The 18,569-nt window shown below is 68.9% G+C and carries 19 protein-coding genes; 3 read left to right on the top strand and 16 right to left on the bottom strand.

Going from position 1 to position 18,569, the window contains the following annotated elements; genetic code table 11:
• Positions 1-189: 189 nt before the first annotated feature.
• From holA to HCH03_RS12380, 13 genes are all read right to left on the bottom strand, one after another.
• Positions 190-1,173, bottom strand: a complete 984-nt coding sequence (holA, locus tag HCH03_RS12440; RefSeq protein ID WP_221689756.1) for a DNA polymerase III subunit delta — start codon at positions 1,171-1,173, stop codon at positions 190-192.
• A gap of 10 nt (positions 1,174-1,183) precedes the next feature.
• Positions 1,184-3,499, bottom strand: a complete 2,316-nt coding sequence (locus HCH03_RS12435) for a ComEC/Rec2 family competence protein (RefSeq protein ID WP_221689755.1) — start codon at positions 3,497-3,499, stop codon at positions 1,184-1,186.
• A gap of 27 nt (positions 3,500-3,526) precedes the next feature.
• Positions 3,527-4,174: a ComEA family DNA-binding protein gene (locus HCH03_RS12430; RefSeq protein ID WP_221689754.1), complete on the bottom strand. Its 648-nt coding sequence runs from the start codon at positions 4,172-4,174 to the stop codon at positions 3,527-3,529.
• A gap of 297 nt (positions 4,175-4,471) precedes the next feature.
• Positions 4,472-5,680 (bottom strand): tRNA uracil 4-sulfurtransferase ThiI, encoded by a 1,209-nt coding sequence (gene thiI, locus HCH03_RS12425; RefSeq protein WP_221689753.1) that lies wholly within the window; start codon positions 5,678-5,680, stop codon positions 4,472-4,474.
• A gap of 255 nt (positions 5,681-5,935) precedes the next feature.
• Entirely contained in the window at positions 5,936-6,196 is a 261-nt protein-coding gene (locus HCH03_RS12420) for a DNA-directed RNA polymerase subunit omega (protein ID WP_080143130.1), read from the bottom strand.
• Positions 6,197-6,203: 7 nt separating this feature from the next.
• Complete coding sequence (gene gmk, locus HCH03_RS12415) at positions 6,204-6,776, bottom strand: guanylate kinase (RefSeq protein ID WP_080143131.1); 573 nt, start codon at positions 6,774-6,776, stop codon at positions 6,204-6,206.
• Between the two features lie 8 nt (positions 6,777-6,784).
• Positions 6,785-7,093, bottom strand: coding sequence for an integration host factor, actinobacterial type (gene mihF / locus HCH03_RS12410; RefSeq protein WP_041239777.1), 309 nt, complete (start codon positions 7,091-7,093; stop codon positions 6,785-6,787).
• A gap of 216 nt (positions 7,094-7,309) precedes the next feature.
• Entirely contained in the window at positions 7,310-8,035 is a 726-nt protein-coding gene (gene pyrF, locus HCH03_RS12405; protein ID WP_221689752.1) for an orotidine-5'-phosphate decarboxylase, read from the bottom strand.
• Positions 8,029-8,982 (bottom strand): dihydroorotate dehydrogenase, encoded by a 954-nt coding sequence (locus HCH03_RS12400; RefSeq protein ID WP_246600012.1) that lies wholly within the window; start codon positions 8,980-8,982, stop codon positions 8,029-8,031. The genes pyrF and HCH03_RS12400 overlap by 7 nt, the downstream gene beginning before the upstream one ends.
• Positions 8,983-9,780, bottom strand: a complete 798-nt coding sequence (locus HCH03_RS12395) for a dihydroorotate dehydrogenase electron transfer subunit (protein WP_221689751.1) — start codon at positions 9,778-9,780, stop codon at positions 8,983-8,985. It abuts the gene before it with no gap.
• A 179-nt stretch (positions 9,781-9,959) separates the two neighbouring features.
• A complete protein-coding gene (locus HCH03_RS12390) occupies positions 9,960-10,607 on the bottom strand; it encodes a phosphatase PAP2 family protein (RefSeq protein WP_221689750.1) in 648 nt (215 codons plus the stop codon).
• 138 nt (positions 10,608-10,745) lie between these two features.
• Positions 10,746-11,369, bottom strand: coding sequence for a helix-turn-helix transcriptional regulator (locus HCH03_RS12385; protein ID WP_246600010.1), 624 nt, complete (start codon positions 11,367-11,369; stop codon positions 10,746-10,748).
• 59 nt (positions 11,370-11,428) lie between these two features.
• The gene (locus HCH03_RS12380) at positions 11,429-12,286 is read right to left on the bottom strand and encodes an SAM-dependent methyltransferase (protein ID WP_221689748.1); all 858 of its coding nucleotides are present in this window, start codon (positions 12,284-12,286) and stop codon (positions 11,429-11,431) included.
• A 100-nt stretch (positions 12,287-12,386) separates the two neighbouring features.
• Here HCH03_RS12380 and HCH03_RS12375 point away from each other — a divergent pair, with 100 nt between their 5' ends.
• Positions 12,387-12,884, top strand: coding sequence for a hypothetical protein (locus tag HCH03_RS12375; RefSeq protein WP_221689747.1), 498 nt, complete (start codon positions 12,387-12,389; stop codon positions 12,882-12,884).
• Positions 12,885-12,943: 59 nt separating this feature from the next.
• On the opposite strand, the gene HCH03_RS12370 is transcribed toward HCH03_RS12375, so the two are convergent.
• Positions 12,944-13,504 (bottom strand): YdeI/OmpD-associated family protein, encoded by a 561-nt coding sequence (locus HCH03_RS12370; RefSeq protein ID WP_185906354.1) that lies wholly within the window; start codon positions 13,502-13,504, stop codon positions 12,944-12,946.
• A gap of 165 nt (positions 13,505-13,669) precedes the next feature.
• Positions 13,670-13,993: a DMT family transporter gene (locus HCH03_RS12365; protein WP_185906355.1), complete on the bottom strand. Its 324-nt coding sequence runs from the start codon at positions 13,991-13,993 to the stop codon at positions 13,670-13,672.
• Positions 13,994-14,203: 210 nt separating this feature from the next.
• Between HCH03_RS12365 and HCH03_RS12360 the strand changes: the two genes are divergently transcribed.
• Both HCH03_RS12360 and HCH03_RS12355 read left to right on the top strand, forming a co-directional pair.
• The gene (locus tag HCH03_RS12360; protein WP_185906356.1) at positions 14,204-14,929 is read left to right on the top strand and encodes an AAA family ATPase; all 726 of its coding nucleotides are present in this window, start codon (positions 14,204-14,206) and stop codon (positions 14,927-14,929) included.
• Between the two features lie 22 nt (positions 14,930-14,951).
• Complete coding sequence (locus HCH03_RS12355; RefSeq protein WP_246600009.1) at positions 14,952-15,266, top strand: type II toxin-antitoxin system PemK/MazF family toxin; 315 nt, start codon at positions 14,952-14,954, stop codon at positions 15,264-15,266.
• Between the two features lie 78 nt (positions 15,267-15,344).
• Here the strand turns inward: HCH03_RS12355 and carB are convergent, their stop codons facing one another.
• Positions 15,345-18,569: a carbamoyl-phosphate synthase large subunit gene (carB, locus tag HCH03_RS12350; protein WP_185906358.1), complete on the bottom strand. Its 3,225-nt coding sequence runs from the start codon at positions 18,567-18,569 to the stop codon at positions 15,345-15,347.

The raw sequence follows: 18,569 nt of genomic DNA, 5'->3' as shown, positions 1-18,569 counted from the left end.
TCCAAATGGGGACTGTCCCCATTTGGAGCATTTTCGCAGCGAAGGCGACCCCGTAGGGGCGATCTCCTGATCGCCCGTTCCGGCGCAGCCGGAAAAGCAACCGCGGGCCGCGTTTTCGCGCTTCGCGCGAACGGGCTATCATGAGATCGACCTTACGGGGAGCGTCGGGCTCGTGAAACCGGCCTCGGTTCAGCCGGCTTTGCGGACGGTCACTTGCAGCACCCAGTCGAGGAAGGCGGCGTCGGGGTCCGCGCCGCTTTTCATGGCGCGTTCGGTGTCGCGGGCGGTGACGATGGCGCGGCGCAGCTCCTCGCCGCTGAAGCCGCGAGCCCAGGTGCCGTGGTTCTTGCACCGCCAATCAGGCATCTTGAGGGCGGCGGCCACCCCGCGCGGGTTGCCGCGTTCGGCCAGCGTGCGGGCGCACACCAGCTCGCGCAAGCGCGACGTGCACATGGCGAGCAGCGCATGGGGTGACACCGATTCCATGCGGCCCAGGTACAGCAGGCACTTGCGTGCGTCGCGCGCGGCGAACGCGTCCACGAACTCCCAGGGCTTCACCTCGGCCGTGCGCGTGACCAGCCCCATGATCTCGTGCTCGTTCACGGCGTCGGCGCCGCGGTGCGCGAGCGCTATCTTCTTCAGCTCGTTGTCCAAGTGGACGGTGTCCTCGCCCACCAGGTCCACGAGCTTGTTCGCCGCGCCCTCCGTGAGCGTGACGCCGTGGCCCACGGCCATGGCGCGCACCGTCTTGGGCAACTCGTAGCGCTTAAGCGGGGCGCAGTCGATCACGGCGGTCTTGCCGTGCGCGGCCACGGCCTTGTACAGCCGCGTGTTCTTCGCCAGCTTCTCGGCCACGAGCGCGAGCACGGTGGTCTCGCTCGGCGACGAGAGGTAGGACACGAGCGCCTCGGCGTCCGCCTTCTTGAGCTTGTCGGCCGCGCGCACCTCCACGAGGCGCACGGGGCTGGCGAACGGCACGGTGTTGCAGGCCGTGACGACGTCGTCGCCGACGGCCGTCTCGCCGTTGAACTCGTCGGCGTTGAACGACAGGTCTCCGAGCGCGGCGAGACGGGCGCGCAGGCGCTTCATCACGGTGTCGCGCTTGAGCGCGTCCTCCCCCACGATAAGGTAGATGGGCAGAAGGGGCGCTTCTTGTTTCTTGTTCGTCGGCATGCCCCGCATTCTACCGCAGAGCCTCCACGGCGATGCCCTGCGCGGTCAATTTGCACGAAACATCCCCCTCCTCGTCGGTGCGCCGCACCTGCGCGCCCGCGTCGGCCAGCTCTTGGAGCGTCTTGTCCGCCGGATGGCCGTAGCGGTTTCCCGCGCCCGCGCTCACGAGCGCGATGCGCGGCGAGAGCGCGGCGGCCAGCTCGGGCGTGAGCGCGTTCTTCGAGCCGTGGTGGCCCACCTTGAGCACGTCGACGCGGCCCACGAGGCCCCGATCCTCCATCTCGGCCAGCTGCTCGTGCTCGGCGTCGCCGGTGAAGAGCGCCGTCCAATCCGGGTTGCCGTCACCGTCGGGGTCGGCGCGGGCCAGCAGGCACACGCTGTCGGCGTTGCCGCCCTCTTCGGAGAAGGCGCGCGGCCACACCACGTCGAGGGCGAAGGATCCCACGCGCAGCTCGTCGCCTTGCGCGAGGCCCCGCACCCCCTCCTCGCCCACGAGGTGCGCGGCGTCGGCGCGCAGGCGAGCGCAGGCCTCGCACGGACAGGAGAGCGCGTCGTTCGCCACCAGCACGCGGCCCACCTGCACCACGCCCTTCAGCGAGGCGAGCGAGCCCATGTGGTCGTCGTCGCCATGGGTGACCACGACGGCGTCGAGCCGGTACACGGCGTGCCGGGCCAGCGCCTCGCGCAGAAGCCGGTCCTGGTTGCCCGTGTCCACGAGCACGGCGGATCCCCGGCTGCGGACGACGAACGCGTCGCCCTGCCCCACGTCGAGCATGACGATCTCGTCCCCGGCTAGGCGAGGTGCGATCACGGCGACCGCGAGGGCGGCCGTCATGGCCGCACCTGCGACGATCACGGCGGCGCGCGGGTTCGGAGCGGGCCAGAGCGCCCACAGCAGCGCGGCGAGGACGGCCGCGCAGGCGAGCGCGGGAACGACGGGGACGTCCACGGGCACGCTCGCGTACGGGAGGCCGGCGCATAGGCGGGCGACCGCGCAGAGCGCCTCGGCCGCCAAGGAGGCCGCGCCCAGCAGGAACGGGCCCGCAGGCGGCACGGCCAGCGCCGCGACCGTCGCCGCCAAGCCCCCGGCGCAGGCGAGCGGGAAGAGCGGCGCCGAGGCGGCGTTCGCCAGCGGCGCGACCAACGGCGCCTGCGAGAACAGGGCGGCCGAGAGCGGCTGGGCGAAGACGCTCGAGGCGGCGGTGAGCGCGAGCGCCTCGACCGCGAAGCGCGGAAGGAACGGCGCGAGGCGCCCGATCCAAGCGGTGGCGAGGCCCGCGAACAGCACGATGCCCAACGTCGAGAGCACCGACAGGGCGAACGAGGCCGAAAGCGCCGTGGCGGGAGACGAGGCCACGACGCCGGCCGCGCACAGGCCGACGGCGTTCAAGCTGGCCGGCCTTCTGCGCGCGAAGAACGACGACATGCCGGCGAACGTCATGAGGGCCGCGCGGACGGCCGACACCGGCGCGGCGGACAGCGCGAGGTAGCACAGCAGCAGCGCCGCCTGCACGCCTGCGGCCAGGGCCCGCGGTGCCCGCAGCGCCTTGAGCGCCGAACCCGCGAACGCGCACACGATGACGAGGTGCGCGCCCGACACGGCCACGAGATGCGCGAGGCCGGACGTTTTGAAGGCCCCGTACGCGTCGGTCTCGTCGAGCGCGGTGCGGTCGCCGCACACGAGCGCCCGCAGCACGGCGGCGCCTTCCCCGCCCGCGCCAGCGATGGCCCGGGCGGCGCGGGCCCGCACGCCCAGCAGCGCGCCCAACGCGTCACGGCGCTCAACCGCATCCATCTGCCGCAGGGTGGCCGTGGCGGCCGTGCCGCGCTGCCAGCACCGGTCCGCCTCGCGCTCGCCCGGCGCGGACAGCGACGCCTCCGCCTCGAACACGTCGCCGTAGCGCGGCACGGGCGCGCCCTCGGGGAAGCGCAGGCGCACGTCCACGGCGCGGCCCGAAGCCAATCGGACGCGGGCGACGCACTGGGCTCCGTACAGGCCGGCGTCGCCGTCCTCGAGCGCCTCGAACCGCAGGCGTCCCGGAGGCTCGTCGGCAGCCTCTTGCCATGCGGCGTGCAGCGAGGCCGCGCCTCCGCAGCCGCAGGCGGCGCCCGCGAGCGCCCCGAGCGCGACGCACCAGGCGAGCACGCCGCGTCGACGGCCAAGCAGGGCCGCGACGGCACCGGCTGCGGCCGCCAGGCATGCGGCGCCGAGCGCCAGGCACGCCTGCGGGCTCCAAGCCTGCGCGGCGGCGTAGACGGCCGCGCAGGACGCCCACAGCCCCAGCCCGCATGCGAGCACCGGCGGCAGGGCCGGGCGCGGGGGCATCGGGGGCGCGTATCGGCGCGGCACGGGTCAGCCGACGCAGATCGCGTCGGCGAGCGCCGCGAACTTCTTGTCGCCGATGCCCGACACGCGCTTCAGGTCCTCGGCCGTTTTGAAGGGTCCGTTGGCCTCGCGATCGGCCACGATCTTCTCGGCGGTGGAGGCGCCCACGCCGGGAAGCGCGTCAAGTTCGGCCGCCGAGGCCGTGTTGATGTTGATCTTGCCGCCCACCGCCGCAGACGAGCCCTGCGCCGCCGCGGCGGCGTCGGCCTCGCTCGGAACGACCACCTGCTCGCCGTCGGAAACGGCCCGCGCGAGGTTGAGGGCGTCGCGCGCGGCCCCGTCGGCGAAGCCGCCCGCCGCCTCGATGGCGTCGAGCACCCGCGCGCCCTCGGCCAAGTCGTACACCCCGGGCGCGGACACCGCGCCGCCCACGTGCACGCGCATCGGCGGAGCCGGAGCCGGCTCGGAACCCGCGCCTGCACCGTTGCCGGCCTGCTCCGCGCTCTCCGACCGCTCGACCGCGAAGCCCTCCGACGTCGCCGCATCCAGCAGCAGCCTCCCCGCGCCGACCATGACGACGACCGCCACGGCGGCCACGCCCACCAGCACGGGCAGGCGCATGCCCGACAAGTGCAACCGCGCCCGCCACGACTCCGCGCTCCGTTGAAACGACATGGCCCCTCCCCGCTTCCGACCGACACGCCGCAGGCGGGCGCCGCCCGAGTTAGGTAGCAGCGCCCGTACCCGCAGCCCCGATCATAGCGCCGCGACCTTGCACGGCGACCGTCGGAAACCCAACGCGCAGCCAACGCGGACCTTCCGCGCATCCAACGCCGCCGCCGTCGAAACCTTGCACGGATCCAACGCGCATCCAACGCGGTTCCAACCAAAACCAAACGCCTGCGGAGTTTTCCACAGGCGTTCGGCATATTCGAGAAGAAGGGTTTGCGGGTACGACCCCGCAGGGGCGGGCTAGCGCGCCTTCGGCTTGTAGGCGGGGCAGGCGTAGTCGCGGACCTCGACGGCCTCCACGATCTCGGCCACCCAGCGCTCGACGGGCAACGCGGACTCCACCTCGCGCACCACCGGCAGCTTCGCATGCGTTTCGGGGCTGCGCGGCATGAACAGCGTGCAGCAATCGGGCGCGTCCTGCGACGATATCTCGTAGGAGCCCAGCCGCTGCGCCTCGCCGATGATCTCCAGCTTGTCCGTGCCGATGAGCGGGCGGAACACCGGCATGTCCACCGCGTCGTCGGTGGCGCGGATGTTGTCGAGCGTCTGCGAGGCCACCTGCCCCAGGCTCTCCCCCGTCACGAGCGCGCCCGCGCGCTCGCGCGCGGCCAGCGCCTCGGCCACTTTGAACATGAGGCGGCGGTACATGATCACGCGCAGCTCGGGCGGCACGGCGAGCGCGATCTCGCGTTGGTAGTCGCCGAACGGAACCGTGTACACGCGCGCGATGCAGCCGGTGCGCTCCAGCACGCGCGCGATGTCGTCCACCAGGTACTCGCTCGCGTCCGAGGTCTGCGGCCGCCCGGAGAAGTGCACGCCGATGCACACCGCGCCGCGCCGCGCCAGCTTCCACGTGGCCACCGGCGAGTCGATGCCGCTCGACAGCAGGCACATCACCTTGCCGGAGCTACCCACCGGCAAGCCTCCCACACCCGGCACGGAGCGCGCGTACACGTACGACGCGTTTTGAACCACCTCGACGCCCACGGTGACGTCGGGATCCTTCATGCGCACGCCCTTGTCGGGATACGCGTCGCAGAGCGCCCCGCCGATGATCCGGTTCATATCCATCGACCCCGTGGCGAAGTCGGTGTGGTTGCGCCGCGCCGCCACCTTGAACGTGGAGAACTCCCCCGCCTCGGTGAGCGCGAGCACGGCCGCTTCGACCATCTCGCCCAGGTCGCGCTCGCATTTGTAGCCGCTCGACACGCGCGCCACGCCCGGCACGCGGCCGATGACCTCGGACGCCGCGACGGACGTGTCCCAATCGGCGCCCTCGCGCAGAAACACGCACAGCCGCCCCGAAATGCGATGGATCGTCACCACGGGGAAGCCGGCCAGCAGCGCCTCGAGGTTCTTCAGGAGCCTCGTCTCGAACGAGGCGCGGTTGTGCCCCTTGAGGCCGATTTCGTGGTAGTGGACGAGGATGATGCGTTGGAAGTCAGTCATGGAAGTCTCTCATGTCGAACGATTCGCGCGAAGCGCGTGCGTTGCTCGTGCAGGACACACTCGATTCGCGCGCAGCGCGAAAACGGCCGCACAGGTTGGCGTAGTAAGTCAGCGAGAAGCCCCACGGTCGTTCAGATGCCGCGAAAGCAACTCGAAGCGTGCTTCTGCACGCGAGGGTTGCTTGGAGCGAGCAGCTGGGCGACCGTGGGGCTTCGCAGCGTCGGCAGGTTCCGCCGTTCGGAGAACGGCGGAACCCTAATGGTTCTTGATATCGATGGAGTTCGGGTCGTACGACACCTCGCCGCGGGCGATCTCGTTGAACGCGAGCGACAGCGGCTTCTTGTCGGCGGCGCGGGCGATCTCCACGGCCGTCTGCAGCTGGATGGCGCGGTCGCGCTGTCCGCGCATCATGTCGTTGATGTCGTGCGCGCGCTTCGACGCCAGGGCGCACAGCAGGAAACGGTCGTTGTCCGTCTTGTTCAGCAGCGCGTCGATCTTAGGTTCGATGATGCTCATATATCGTTTAACCTCGTGCTTTCTCAGCTTGCTCGTTGACGTAGCCCACCAACGCGGCGACGGCCTCGTCAAGGTTGTCGTTTACCAGCCGCATATCATACTCCATTTTGTGCGAAAGCTCCACTGCGGCCGCCTGCATGCGCTTCTCGATGACCTCGTCGGTCTCGGTTCCGCGTCCCCGCAAGCGCTCTTCGAGCACCTCGAGCGAGGGCGGTTCGATGAACACGAGGTGGGCCGAGGGCATCTTGTCGCGAACCTGGAAGGCGCCCTGCACGTCGATCTCGAGGATGACCTGGTCGCCGCGGGCCATGTGCTCCTCGACGGTCGCGCGCGGCGTGCCGTAGCGGTTGCCGGCGTAGGTCGCCCACTCCAAAAGCCCGTCGGTGTCCACCAGGTTCTGGAACTCCTCGGCGGTGGCGAACCGATAATGCACGCCGTCGACCTCGCCCTCGCGCGGAGCGCGCGTCGTCACGGAGCGCGATACCCAGGCGTCGGGCACCTCGCGCAACAGACGGGCCACCAGCGTGCCCTTGCCGGCACCTGATGGCCCTGAAATAACGAACAGATTGCCGTGTCGCATGCGGCGTGTTAGCCCAGACGCTCCAGAAGGGCGGTCTGCTGGCGCTCGCCCAAACCGCGCAGGCGACGGCTCTCGGCGATCTGCAGCTCCTTCATGATCTTCTCGGCCTTGGCCTTGCCGTAGCCCGGCATGGTCTCGATGAGCGTAGACACCTTCATACGGCCCACCACGGGGTCGTTCTTCATTTCGAGGACTTTCGCCAAGGTGAGCTTGCCGCTCTTCAGCTCGTCGCGAACCTCAGCGCGCTTGATGCGAGCCGCCTTCGCCTTCTCCAGGGCCGCCTGACGTTCTTCCGGGCTGAGTTGAGGAATAGCCATCTGTTTCTCTCCTTCTTCTCCAAAGCGATTCCGTGATACTATCACGCAATTATCCGTCTTGCCTTGTCAATCGCTGTAATTCCAAAAAATTCTAACGCGACGCCACACATTGTATGAGCAGCTTCCCGATAAAACCCTTTTTCGTCGCCTAACCGTTACATTCCGCCTCGCCCGAGGTCGGAAGCGGGAAACAACCGAGAAGGGGCGGCGCGCAGGTTACAGTTCCGCTACGATGGCCTCGAACGCGGCCGCCGGGTCGGGCGCCTGGGTTATGGGCCGTCCGACGACGATGTGCGACGCGCCGTTGGCGAACGCCTGGGCCGGCGTGGCCACGCGGCTCTGGTCGCCCTTGTCGCTTCCCGCCGGGCGCACGCCGGGCGTGACGATGTAGGCGTCGGGGCCCAGGATGTCGCGCAGGCGCGCAGCCTCCTGCGGCGAGGCCACCACGCCCGAGATGCCGGCGCGCTTCGCCTGCTCGGCCAGCACCACCACCTGGTCGGACATGGCGCGGCTCACGCCCGTCTCGGCCAGCGCGGCGTCGTTCATGCTCGTGAGCACCGTGATGCCGAGCGTGGCCGGCACGTCGTAGCCGTACTCGGCCGCCGCGCGCACAGCTCCCCGCTGGGCGGCCTGCATCATGTCCACGCCGCCCACCGTGTGCATGGTGAGCATGTCGGCCCCGCTGCCGGCGGCGGCGTACGCGGCGCCCTCCACCTGGTGCGGGATGTCGTGGAACTTGAGGTCGAGGAACACCTTGAAGCCGCGCTCCTTGAGCGCGTACACGATGGCCGGGCCGTTCGCGTAGAACAGCGTCATGCCCACCTTCATCCACGCGGCCTTGCCCTGAAGCTGGTCGGCGAGGTCGAAGGCCTCCTCGATGCCGCAGTCGAGCGCCACGATCACGCGATCGCGCGCGGGGACCTTCTCGAACGAACTTAGCATTCCAACGCTCCTATCAGCTCGCGCACGTCCTGTACGCCCTGTTCCTCGCAATACTGCGCTATCCCGTCCACGATTTCAACCGAAGCGCGCGGATTCACGAAATTCACCGTACCGGCCGCCACGGACGTGGCTCCTGCTAGCATGAACTCCACGGCGTCGATGCCGGTCGAGATGCCGCCCATGCCGAGCAGCGGCACCGACACGGCCCGATGCACCTCCCACACCATGCGAAGCGCCACGGGCTTCACGGCCGGGCCCGAAAGGCCGCCCACCACGCGGGCGAGCTGGGGGCGGCGGCGCTTCGCGTCGACGGCCATGCCCAGAAGCGTGTTGATGAGCGACAGCGCGTCCGCGCCGGCCGCCTCGGCCGCGCGCGCGATCTCGGCGACGTCGGTGACGTTCGGCGTGAGCTTCACGATGAGCGGGCGCTTCGTGGCGGCGCGGCAGCGGCCCACCACGGCCTCAACGCTGTCCGTGCACGTGCCGATGGTCATGCCGCCCGCGTCCACGTTCGGACACGAGATGTTCACCTCGTAGGCGTCCACCGGCGCGTCTTCCAGCGCCTCGATGACCTGCACGTACTCGTCGAAGCTGTGGCCCGACACGTTCACGATGACCGTCGCGCCGCGCTCCTGCAGCCACGGCAGATCGTGCTCCTTCAAATGCGCCACGCCGGGGTTCTGCAGGCCGATGGAGTTCAGCATGCCGCTCGGCGTCTCGGCGATGCGGGGGCTCGCGTTGCCTTCCCAACCGTTCAACGACACGCCCTTGGTGGTCACGGCGCCGAGCGAGCCGACGTCCACGAAGTCCCCGTACTCCCGCCCCGCCGCGAACGTCCCCGAAGCCGTCGTCACCGGGTTCTTCATCTCCAACCCGCCCAGGTTCACCGCCATGCTCACCTTCGTGGGGGCCGTCGTCTGCGGCAGCGCGTTTTCCATCTCGCCCATCTACCACACCACCTTCCGCGCGTCGAACACGGGGCCGTCGACGCAGGCGCGCTTCTTGCCGTCAACCGTGTCGACCACGCACGACAGGCACGCGCCGATGCCGCAGGCCATGCGCTTCTCGAGCGAGACCTCGCAGGGCACGCCCGCTTCGGCGGCCATGCCGGCCACGATCTTCATAAGGGGCTCGGGGCCGCATACGGCCAGGTAATCGTATTGCTCGCCCGTCTCGGAGGCTTCCGCCAGCGCCTCGGCGACGAGCGAGGTGCAGAAGCCCTCGCGCCCGAAACTGCCGTCGTCGGTGGCGCAGCGCGGCGGCGCGTCGAGCAGCTCCTCGTAGCGGGCCCGGCACGTGAGCGCCTGCTCGGTCTGCGCGCCCAGTACCACGTCCGCGCGCGCGCCTGCGGCTGCGAGCGACTCGGCCAGCATGAACAGCGGAGCCGCGCCCACGCCGCCGCCCACGAGCAGCGCGCGCTTCGCGTCGGCGGGATGCCAGGCGCGCCCGACGGGGCCGATAAGCTCGGCGTCGCCGCACTGCCCCGGCACGAGGCCCGTCATGTGCTCGCTGCCGAAGCCCACCGCCTGGTAGAGGATCTCCAGCGTGCCGGTGCGCACGTCGCGCGCGTACACCGAGAACGGGCGGCGCAGGATGTGCGCCTCCATGCCCGGCACCTTCATATGCACGAACTGCCCCGGCTCGATGGCCGCCGCGATGTCGGGCGCATCGAGCGTCATAAGGTAGAGGTTCGGGCCGACCTTCGCATTCGCAAGGATGCGCGCCCGCTCGTTGACGAGTGCCACGTTCGTCCTTTCACTCCTCGCCGCCGCTCGCAAGAGCGACGGCGCGCGTTTCGTCTCTCGGCCGATGATTGTATCATCTGCGCGCGCGACGCGCGGCTGACAAGCCAGAATGCAAGGAATGCGCACGCGGGTACGCGGACGCGCCGTTGACGCGACGGACGAGGCGAACGGCGAAGGTCCTAGCGCCTGCGGCGCTCGGGTACGCGGGCGCGGCGGCGAGGTGCAACTCGGCGTTCCCCGCGCCAGCGAAGCGCTCTCGATACGAGTAGCCATGCGACGACGGCCGCGAGCGCTCCCACGAGGAAACCTGCCAGCACATCGGAGGGATAGTGCGCCACCAGATAGCAGCGTGCCGCGCCCATGCCCAGCATGACGAGCGAGCCGCCGAGCACGGCCTTCCAATTCCGGCACGCGAGCATGAGCGCCACCATCGCCGCGGAGGCCGCGGTCATATGCCCGGAGGGGAACGAGAACCCGTCCTCGGGCGCGGCGCCGGTGAAGCGCCACCAATCGAGGAAGAGCGCGGACGACTCGAACGGCCGCGGCCGCGCGATAAGGTCCTTGAGCACGATGTTGGTGGCGAGCGCGCCCAGGCAGATGGCGACGAACATGACCGCCCCCGCACGCCGCGTGCGCCTGAACGCCATGAGCACGATTGCCAGCGCGAAGAAGCACGCGCCCTTCTCGCCTACGAAGCTCACCGCCTCGAACAGCGGCGTGAGCGCGAAGCCCCCGCATTCTGCGAGCGCATGGAGCGCTCCCAAGATCGTCGTATCGAACGCGGCGAACGCGTCGTTCAGCCACGCGGCCATCAGGGTCGTTTCCATCAAACCGTCCTTTCGTTTCACGGATGCTGCGAGCCCCTTGCGGGCCCGAGCCTCCATGAAACGATCCGCGCCGGCGTGCGGCAAGCCACGATGCGTCGCACGGGCGACACGGCGCGTGGCATAGCGGGCGATCAGGGGTTACGAGCGCAGGATGCGATAGCCGACGACGGCCTTCGCCACGAGCAGCGCGAACATGAGCGTTGCGGCGTAGGGCTGCATGGTCGCCGTGAACACGACCACGGCGACCGCCTGCACCGCGAATCCTGCGAGGGCGGCGAAGCGCGAGGCCCTTCGCGCAGCGGCCAAGGCCACCGTCGCCTCCACCGCGCCCATGAGCACGAGCACGGCGACGGTCGCCGCCATGAGGGCGAACGACACGCCGAAGCCCACGGATGCGCCGTACTCGGCCAAGCCGGCCATGCGCACGAACGAGCCGTCGTCCACGCCGTACAAAGGCAGGAACGCGAACGCGATCGCCAGCATGTCGAGCAGTCCGAGCGACAGGATGCCGTTGCTGCGCGCCGTTGAGCGGCGCTCGTCGCGGGCGAGCACGATGAGGTCGTCGGCGGACAGGAGGTCGTCCACCGACACGTCGAACAAGCGGGCGACGGCCTGCAGCGAATCGAGGTTGGGCGAGCCGCCGCCCGTCTCCCACTTCGACACGGCCGTGCGCGACACGTACAGCTTGGCGGCAAGCTGCTCCTGGGTCAGGCCGCGCTCGGCGCGCAGCGCTTTCAGCTTCTCTCCGAAATCCACGGGCATGCCTCCTTTCGGCCTTCAGGATGGCCGACCCGCGCCGTCGCGGCAAGACACGATTCGTGTCATCGACCGTCCGCGCCGGTCGCAGGCTTGCGCGCGACCACGGCGATCGTCGGGCTGGTCTCGTCGAGCGGCGCACCCGCCGCGTCGCCGACCAGCTCCGCCACTGCGAAACCGGCTTCTTCGAGCTCTTCCGAGAGCATCTCGGGGGTGAAGTACGTGTTCCATAAATGGTAGGACGTCGCGCCCTCGGCGATCACCGCGATCTGCTCGAGCGACACGGCGTCCGCAAAGCGGCAGCACCGTTGCACCTCGAAGTGCGGGCCCGCGTTCCAGAACCCGCCCGCAGGATGGTCTTCCCACACCGTGCGCTCTTCGAAGGCCTCGAGCTTGCGCCGCGAGAACACGTCGAGCACGAGGGCACCGCCCGGACGCAAGCGGTCGCGGACGCGCTGCAGAACGACGCGGCGCTCGTCGGTCGACAGCGCGCCGAAGTCGCAGTAGATCATGACGGCGACGTCGAAGGCGCCGTCCAGGTCGAGCTCGAGGTAGTTCTGGCGCCGATAGTCGATGGCGAGACCCTGCTCGCCCGCCGTGCGGCGCGCGTAGTCGAGCGAGCGCGGCGAGAGGTCGACGCCCGTCACCGCGTAGCCTGCACGCGCGAAGCGCTCGGCGTACAATCCCGGGCCGCAGCCCAAGTCGAGCAGGCGCGGATGCGTCGTCGGAGGCGCCGCGGCGCGTATCCAATCGGCGGAGCGGTCCATGAACGCGAAGCTGCGGCTGGCCCCTTCGAACCCAGGGTCGAGATGCGCCGCCAGCATGCCGCGCGATATGTGCTCGTCGTCCCAGAACGCCGCATCGGTCCGCTCGTACAGCGCGGGCGGTTTCATCAGGTCGTGCAGGTCGTCGTAAAGCGTCACGGGCACCCCTTCTTCGACGGTTCGTCGGCATTCACGGCGATCATTCTACCATCTGATATCATGCTGTCTCCGAGCACGACACCGCGACCGAAGGAGCACCGTGGAGAAGCTGCCGCCTCTTGAGAAGGTTTACGAAGCGTGGTCCGCCATCGCCGACGGGTGCGTCGCGCTGCACCCCGACGAGCGGCGCGCGACGGTCGCGTCCTCGAACGGCGCGAAGGCGTACACCGTGGCTTGGAGCGAGGACGGCTCGACCTATTCCTCGAACGACAACGCCACGTACTGGCAGGGCTACGCGGGCTACCCCGTCATCGCCGTGCTCATGCTGCAAGGCAGGCTTCCGCTCGATCGCGCCGCAGCCGACGAGTTCGCGCACGTGGGCTGGACCGAGCTCAACGAGCGCTTCCGGCGCGACTACGCGGCCGCGGTGCGCGTCGTCGTCGAGGAGCGCGGCCTCGATGCGACTCAGGTGGAAGCGGCGGCGCACGAAGCTTACGCTGCGCTCGGAGCGCTGGAGATCGCGATCAAGCGCGGGTCGGCAAGGCCGCCGAAATCCCAAAAACCGCAAGACGGGGCGCCGGCGAGGCAGGGCTCGTAACGCCCGCCCGTCGATCCCGCGGTCGCCGGGTGCGACCGTCCCGCCTGCGCGGCCGCACCTCACATGGGCTTCAGGTTGCGGTCGAGCCGGTCCGTCATCCAGGCGAGGCGGCGCGCGCGACCGGCGTCCGTCTTGGCGTCGAAGTACGCGCGGGCGTACGTCTTCCTCACCGAAGGGGGCATGGCCAGAAAATTCGCATGGGCCGGCTCGCGCCCTTCGAGCAGCGATTCCAAGGCCGCGATGTGCTCCTCGGTGACGTCCGGCGCCTTCGGGGCGTCCCAGCTTCCGTTTTCCTTGGCGGCTTCCACCGCCCTTATGCCGGGATCGGCCATCGCGCCGCTCCGCTCGAGCTTCTCAACGAGCGCCTTGTTCTTATCTGACCACGCGCTGTTCTTTCGGCGCGGCGCGAAGTACTTGCGGTAGGACCCCTCGTCGATACGGCGCATCTGCCCGTCGATCCAGCCGAAGCACAGAGCCTCTTCCAGCGCCTCGCCCGCTTTGAGCGTGCTCGGGCCGCCGGGCTTGCCGAACAGCAGCCAGACGCCGGAGCTCGACTCGCCGTTGGCCTGCAGCCACGCCCTGAACTCGTCTCTGGTCGCGAACTTCAGCGGCTCGTCCATGCGATGCGCCTTCCTCTCCTTAAAGAACGTGCGCCCCTGACGCGAAGATGCGCCGGCAGCGGTTCGCATCCATTATGGGCCATCGCGACGCCGACGGGCGCGAAAGCGTCGACCCTTTCACGGCTTCGCCCGCACCGGAACCGCGCCCCGCCGCGTCGCACCTTGCTAAGAGCCGTCGTGCACGAGCTTGAGGCTGACGACGCAGGCGATGAGGCCCGCGATGAGCAGCACCTTCGCCACCGAGACCGGCTCGGTTCCCGAGAACATGCCGTAGGCGACGGTGAGCGAGGCGCCGATGCCCACCCAGACGGCGTACGCGGTGCCGGTCGGCAGCGTCTTGACCGCATAGGACAGGCCAACCATGCTCAGAACCAGCGCGACCAGGAACACGATCGAGGGCGCCAGCTTGGTGAACCCCTCCGCGCGCCCGAGCGCCGTGGCCCACACCGCTTCCAAAACACCCGATACGATAAGAACGACCCATGCCATGAGAAAACTCCCTTCCGTAGGTTGCGCGCCGTCTTTGCGTTCCTGGTACGGCTGCCCTCGTCAGGGAATCATGGAGAATCACGAAACGCATCCAGTGTAGCAGATCGCCCGTTTTGCGGGAGAACCGTAACCTTTCGGTTGCGACTGGCCATTTCGTCGCGCGCGGGGTATGCTTGACTCCTGATTTCGATGCGATGGGAACAGGGCGCGATGCGAGACGACCTATACGTGACTTCGCTGTCAATCGATTGGGAAGGCGTCCCCGAGAGGGGCGTCTACCCGTTCGCCGTTCCGGCCATCGCGAGCATCGAGACGCTTGACCTGGCGAGCTCCATCACGTTCTTCTGCGGCGAGAACGGCACCGGCAAATCGACGCTGCTCGAAGCTCTGAGCGTCGCCTACGGGCTGAATCCCGAGGGCGGCACGCGCAACTACACGTTCTCGGTGCACGACGACCATTCGGAGCTCTGCGATCACGTGCGCCTGCTCAAAAGCATCTTCCGGCCGCGCGACAGCTTCTTCGTGCGCTCGGACACGCTGTTCAACCTCATATCGGAGATGGACGTGCTCGAGGACGACCGCCGCTACTTCGGCGGACGCTCGCTGCACAGCGTGTCGCACGGCGAGGGCATCCTCGCGCTCGTGTCGCGCCGTTTCGGCGGCGGCGGGTTCTACGTGCTGGACGAGCCGGAGACAGGGCTGTCGCAGCTGGGACAGGTGGCGCTCTTGGCCGAGATCGTGCGGCTGGCACAGGCAAGCTCGCAGTTCGTCATCGCCACGCACTCCCCCATCCTGCTCACGGCGCCCGGAGCGGTGATCTACCAGTTCGACGACGAGGTGCGCGAGGTGGATTTGCGCCAAACCATGGAATGGGACGCCCTCAACCGCTTCCTGGACGACCCGGAGGGCATGCTCGAGGAATTCCTGGACGGCTGACGAAAGGAGCGCCGAACGTCGTTTGTGCCCTTCTCGCGATCTTGCTACTATGTCTATACATAGTTTATACGGAAGGAGGCAGCGTCCGGCGCACGTCGTCAGCTCCGACACCTTCAACAGACGCTCCAGTCTAACCGCCGTCTGCCCCATCACCTCGGTGAACAACGGGTACCCCCTGCACGTGGGCATCGAGAACGACGACGTGCGGTGCTTCGTCTGCGTCGAACAGGTGAGGACAATGGATCTGACGCACCGGAAGTGCAAGTGCCTTGGCAGGGCGAGCGAGCACGAGGTCGACCTCGTGCTGTCTTATCTGGCATCGGTTTTCGGATGGTGAGCCCTCTCGCTTGAGGGCATCTCTACAAGACGGGCGGGGGCTTTCCGGCTCCTGCCCGCCGTTCGTGTCAGCGGTAGTTTACCCCCACTGGGGCAGGTCCTGCAGGGCTACCACGGTCAGGCCGTTCTCGCGGGCCATCTCCATGCCGGCCACCATGGCCTGGGCGCCGGCCAGGTTCGTCACGTGGGTCACGCCGTGCTTCACGGCCTCCAAACGCAGCTCGTAGCCGTCGGCGCGCGTGGCGTGGCCGAACGGGGTGTTGATCATGAGGGCGATTTCCCCGCTCGCGATGCGGTCGAGCACGTTGGGCGAGCCCTCGTGCACCTTCTTCACCTCTTTGCAGTCCACGCCGGTGGCGCGCAGGGCGCGGGCGGTGCCGGCGGTGGCCACCACCTTGAAGCCCAGGCGCACGATGTCGCGGGCGATGGACACGATGGAGCGCTTGTCGCGGTCGCACACGCTGATGAACACCGTGCCGCCCTCGGGCAGCGCGTAGCTGATGGCCAGCTGCGTCTTGGCGAAGGCGGCCGGGAAGTTGCCGGCGATGCCCATGACCTCGCCCGTGGACTTCATCTCGGGGCCGAGCACCGTGTCGGCGCCGGGGAAGCGGCCGAACGGCATGACGGCCTCCTTCACGCTGTAGTGCTCGAGGCGGCGGTCGTCGGGCGGCAGGCCGAGGTCGGCTATCCGCTCCCCCGCCATGATGCGCGCGGCCATCTTCGCCAGCGGCACGCCCGTGGCCTTCGAGGTGAACGGCACGGTGCGGCTGGCGCGCGGATTGGCCTCGATGATGTAGATGACCTGGTCTTTGATGGCGAACTGGATGTTGATGAGGCCCACCACGCCCAAACGCAGGGCCAAGTCGCGCGCGATGGAGCGCAGCTGGGACACCAGCGACTCCGACAACGCGAACGGCGGCGTGCAGCAGGCCGAGTCGCCCGAGTGGATGCCCGCCATCTCGATGTGCTCGAGCACGCCGCCCACGTACACCCGCTCGCCGTCGCAGAGCGCGTCGAGGTCCACCTCCACCGCCCCTTCGAGGAAGCGGTCGAGGTACACCGGGTGGTCGGGGGAAATCTTGGCGGCCTCGGCCATGTACTTCTCGAGCTGGGCACCGTCGTACACGATGCCCATGCCGCGCCCGCCCAGCACGTAGCTGGGGCGCACGAGCAAGGGGAACCCTATCTGGTCGGCCACGACGCAAGCCTCTTGGTACGTGGAGGCCATGCCGGCGGCCGGGTAGGTGATGCCCATCTCGTCGAGGATGGCGGCGAAGCGGTCTCGGTCCTCGGCCAGGTCGATGGCCTCGGGCTGCGTGCCCATGATGGGCACTCCCGCCTCGGCCAGGGCCGTGGCCAGCTTGAGCGGCGTCTGACCGCCGAGCGTGACCACCACGCCGTCCGGGCGCTCCACGTCCACGATGTCCATGACGTCCTCGAACGTGAGCGGCTCGAAGTACAGCTTGTCGGACGTGTCGTAGTCGGTGGACACCGTCTCGGGGTTGCAGTTCACCATGATGGTCTCGAAGTCCGCCTCGGCCAGCGCGTAGCTCGCGTGCACGCAGCAGTAGTCGAATTCGATGCCCTGCCCGATGCGGTTGGGGCCCGCGCCCAGGATCATGGCGCGCTTGCGCGTCTTGGGCGCCACCTCGGTCTCGGCGGCGTCGTAGGTTTTGTAATGGTAGGCCGTCGAGCTGGGGAACTCGGCGGCGCAGGTGTCCACGGTCTTGAACGCGGGCTTCACACCCAGCATCTTGCGGCACGTGCGCACGGTGAGCTCGTCGGAGTTCGTGAGGTGCGCGATCTGCGCGTCGGACAGGCCGAAGCGCTTGAGCGTGCGGAACGCGTCGGCGTCCAGCTCGTCCAGGTGCGTGCCGCGCAGGTTCTCCTGCACGCGCACGATGTCGGCCATGCGGGAGACGAAGAACGGGTCGATGTCCGTGGCGTCGCACACCTCCTCCACCGTCCAGCCGCGGCGCAGCGCCTCGGCCAGGTAGAACACGCGCTCGGCCGTGGGGCGCGCCACGAGGTCGGCGAACGCCTCGCCGTCGGGCAGCTCGCCTTCCTTGCCGTCGGCGCCCAGGCCCGCGCGCCCGTTCTCCAGCGAGCGCATGGCCTTGCCGAGCGACTCCTCGAACGTGCGGCCGATGGCCATGATCTCGCCCACGGCCTTCATGCGCGTGGACAGGGTGTCGTCGGTTCCCTGGAACTTCTCGAACGCGAAGCGCGGCACCTTCACCACGCAGTAGTCTATAGACGGCTCGAAGCACGCCGGCGTGGCCTTCGTGATGTCGTTCACGATCTCGTCGAGCGTGTAGCCCACGGCCAGCTTCGCCGCCGCCTTCGCGATGGGGAAGCCCGTGGCCTTCGACGCGAGCGCCGAGGAGCGCGATACGCGCGGGTTCATCTCGATGACGATCATGCGGCCGTTGTCGGGGTTGACGGCGAACTGCACGTTGGAGCCGCCCGTCTCCACGCCGATCTTCTCCAAGATGGCGAGCGACGCCGCACGCATGCGCTGGTACTCCACGTCGGAGAGCGTCTGAGCGGGCGCGACCGTGATGGAGTCGCCCGTGTGCACGCCCATGGCGTCGAAGTTCTCGATGGAGCACACGATGATGCCGTTGCCGGCATGGTCACGCATGACCTCCATCTCGTATTCCTTCCAACCCTCGATGCTCTCCTCCACCAGCACCTCGCCGGCCGGGGAAAGCTCGAGTCCCTGCCCTACGATCTCGTGCAGCTCGGCCGGGTCGTGCGCGATGCCGCCGCCCGCGCCGCCCAGCGTGAACGAGGGACGCAGCACCACGGGGTAGCCGAGCTCCGCCACGATGGCCTCGGCGTCGGCCAGGGAGTAGGCGTAGCCCGAGCGCGACGTCTCGATGCCCAGCTCCGCCATGCACTCGTTGAAGAGCTTGCGGTCCTCGCCGCGCTCGATGGCGGCCAGGTCGCAGCCGATCATCTCCACGCCGTAGTTGTCGAGGACGCCGGCGCGGGCCAGGTCGACGGCCGTGTTGAGGCCGGTCTGGCCGCCGAGGGTGGGCAGCAGGGCGTCGGGGCGCTCCTTCGCGATGACCTGCTCCACGAACTCGGGCGTGATGGGCTCGACGTAGGTTCGGTCGGCGAGTCCCGGATCGGTCATGATGGTGGCGGGGTTGCTGTTCACGAGCACCACGCGGTAGCCGTCGGATTTCAGCACTTTGCACGCCTGCGCGCCCGAGTAGTCGAACTCGCACGCCTGCCCGATGACGATGGGCCCGCTTCCGATGACGAGGATGGTTTGGATGTCGGTGCGCTTCGGCAT

The sequence above is a fragment of the Gordonibacter massiliensis (ex Traore et al. 2017) genome, assembly GCF_019731765.1.
Taxonomy (GTDB): domain Bacteria; phylum Actinomycetota; class Coriobacteriia; order Coriobacteriales; family Eggerthellaceae; genus Gordonibacter; species Gordonibacter massiliensis.
This window is presented reverse-complemented; position numbering and strand designations above follow the sequence as displayed.

Bases quoted from the DNA above. Each gene is read 5' to 3' on its own strand.
- holA (WP_221689756.1), bottom strand. From the start codon at position 1,173: ATGCCGACGAACAAGAAACAAGAAGCGCCCCTTCTGCCCATCTACCTT.
- HCH03_RS12435 (WP_221689755.1), bottom strand. From the start codon at position 3,499: ATGCCCCCGCGCCCGGCCCTGCCGCCGGTGCTCGCATGCGGGCTGGGG.
- HCH03_RS12430 (WP_221689754.1), bottom strand. From the start codon at position 4,174: ATGTCGTTTCAACGGAGCGCGGAGTCGTGGCGGGCGCGGTTGCACTTG.
- thiI (WP_221689753.1), bottom strand. From the start codon at position 5,680: ATGACTGACTTCCAACGCATCATCCTCGTCCACTACCACGAAATCGGC.
- HCH03_RS12420 (WP_080143130.1), bottom strand. From the start codon at position 6,196: ATGAGCATCATCGAACCTAAGATCGACGCGCTGCTGAACAAGACGGAC.
- gmk (WP_080143131.1), bottom strand. From the start codon at position 6,776: ATGCGACACGGCAATCTGTTCGTTATTTCAGGGCCATCAGGTGCCGGC.
- mihF (WP_041239777.1), bottom strand. From the start codon at position 7,093: ATGGCTATTCCTCAACTCAGCCCGGAAGAACGTCAGGCGGCCCTGGAG.
- pyrF (WP_221689752.1), bottom strand. From the start codon at position 8,035: ATGCTAAGTTCGTTCGAGAAGGTCCCCGCGCGCGATCGCGTGATCGTG.
- HCH03_RS12400 (WP_246600012.1), bottom strand. From the start codon at position 8,982: ATGGGCGAGATGGAAAACGCGCTGCCGCAGACGACGGCCCCCACGAAG.
- HCH03_RS12390 (WP_221689750.1), bottom strand. From the start codon at position 10,607: ATGGAAACGACCCTGATGGCCGCGTGGCTGAACGACGCGTTCGCCGCG.
- HCH03_RS12385 (WP_246600010.1), bottom strand. From the start codon at position 11,369: ATGCCCGTGGATTTCGGAGAGAAGCTGAAAGCGCTGCGCGCCGAGCGC.
- HCH03_RS12370 (WP_185906354.1), bottom strand. From the start codon at position 13,504: ATGGACGAGCCGCTGAAGTTCGCGACCAGAGACGAGTTCAGGGCGTGG.
- HCH03_RS12365 (WP_185906355.1), bottom strand. From the start codon at position 13,993: ATGGCATGGGTCGTTCTTATCGTATCGGGTGTTTTGGAAGCGGTGTGG.
- HCH03_RS12360 (WP_185906356.1), top strand. From the start codon at position 14,204: ATGCGAGACGACCTATACGTGACTTCGCTGTCAATCGATTGGGAAGGC.
- carB (WP_185906358.1), bottom strand. From the start codon at position 18,569: ATGCCGAAGCGCACCGACATCCAAACCATCCTCGTCATCGGAAGCGGG.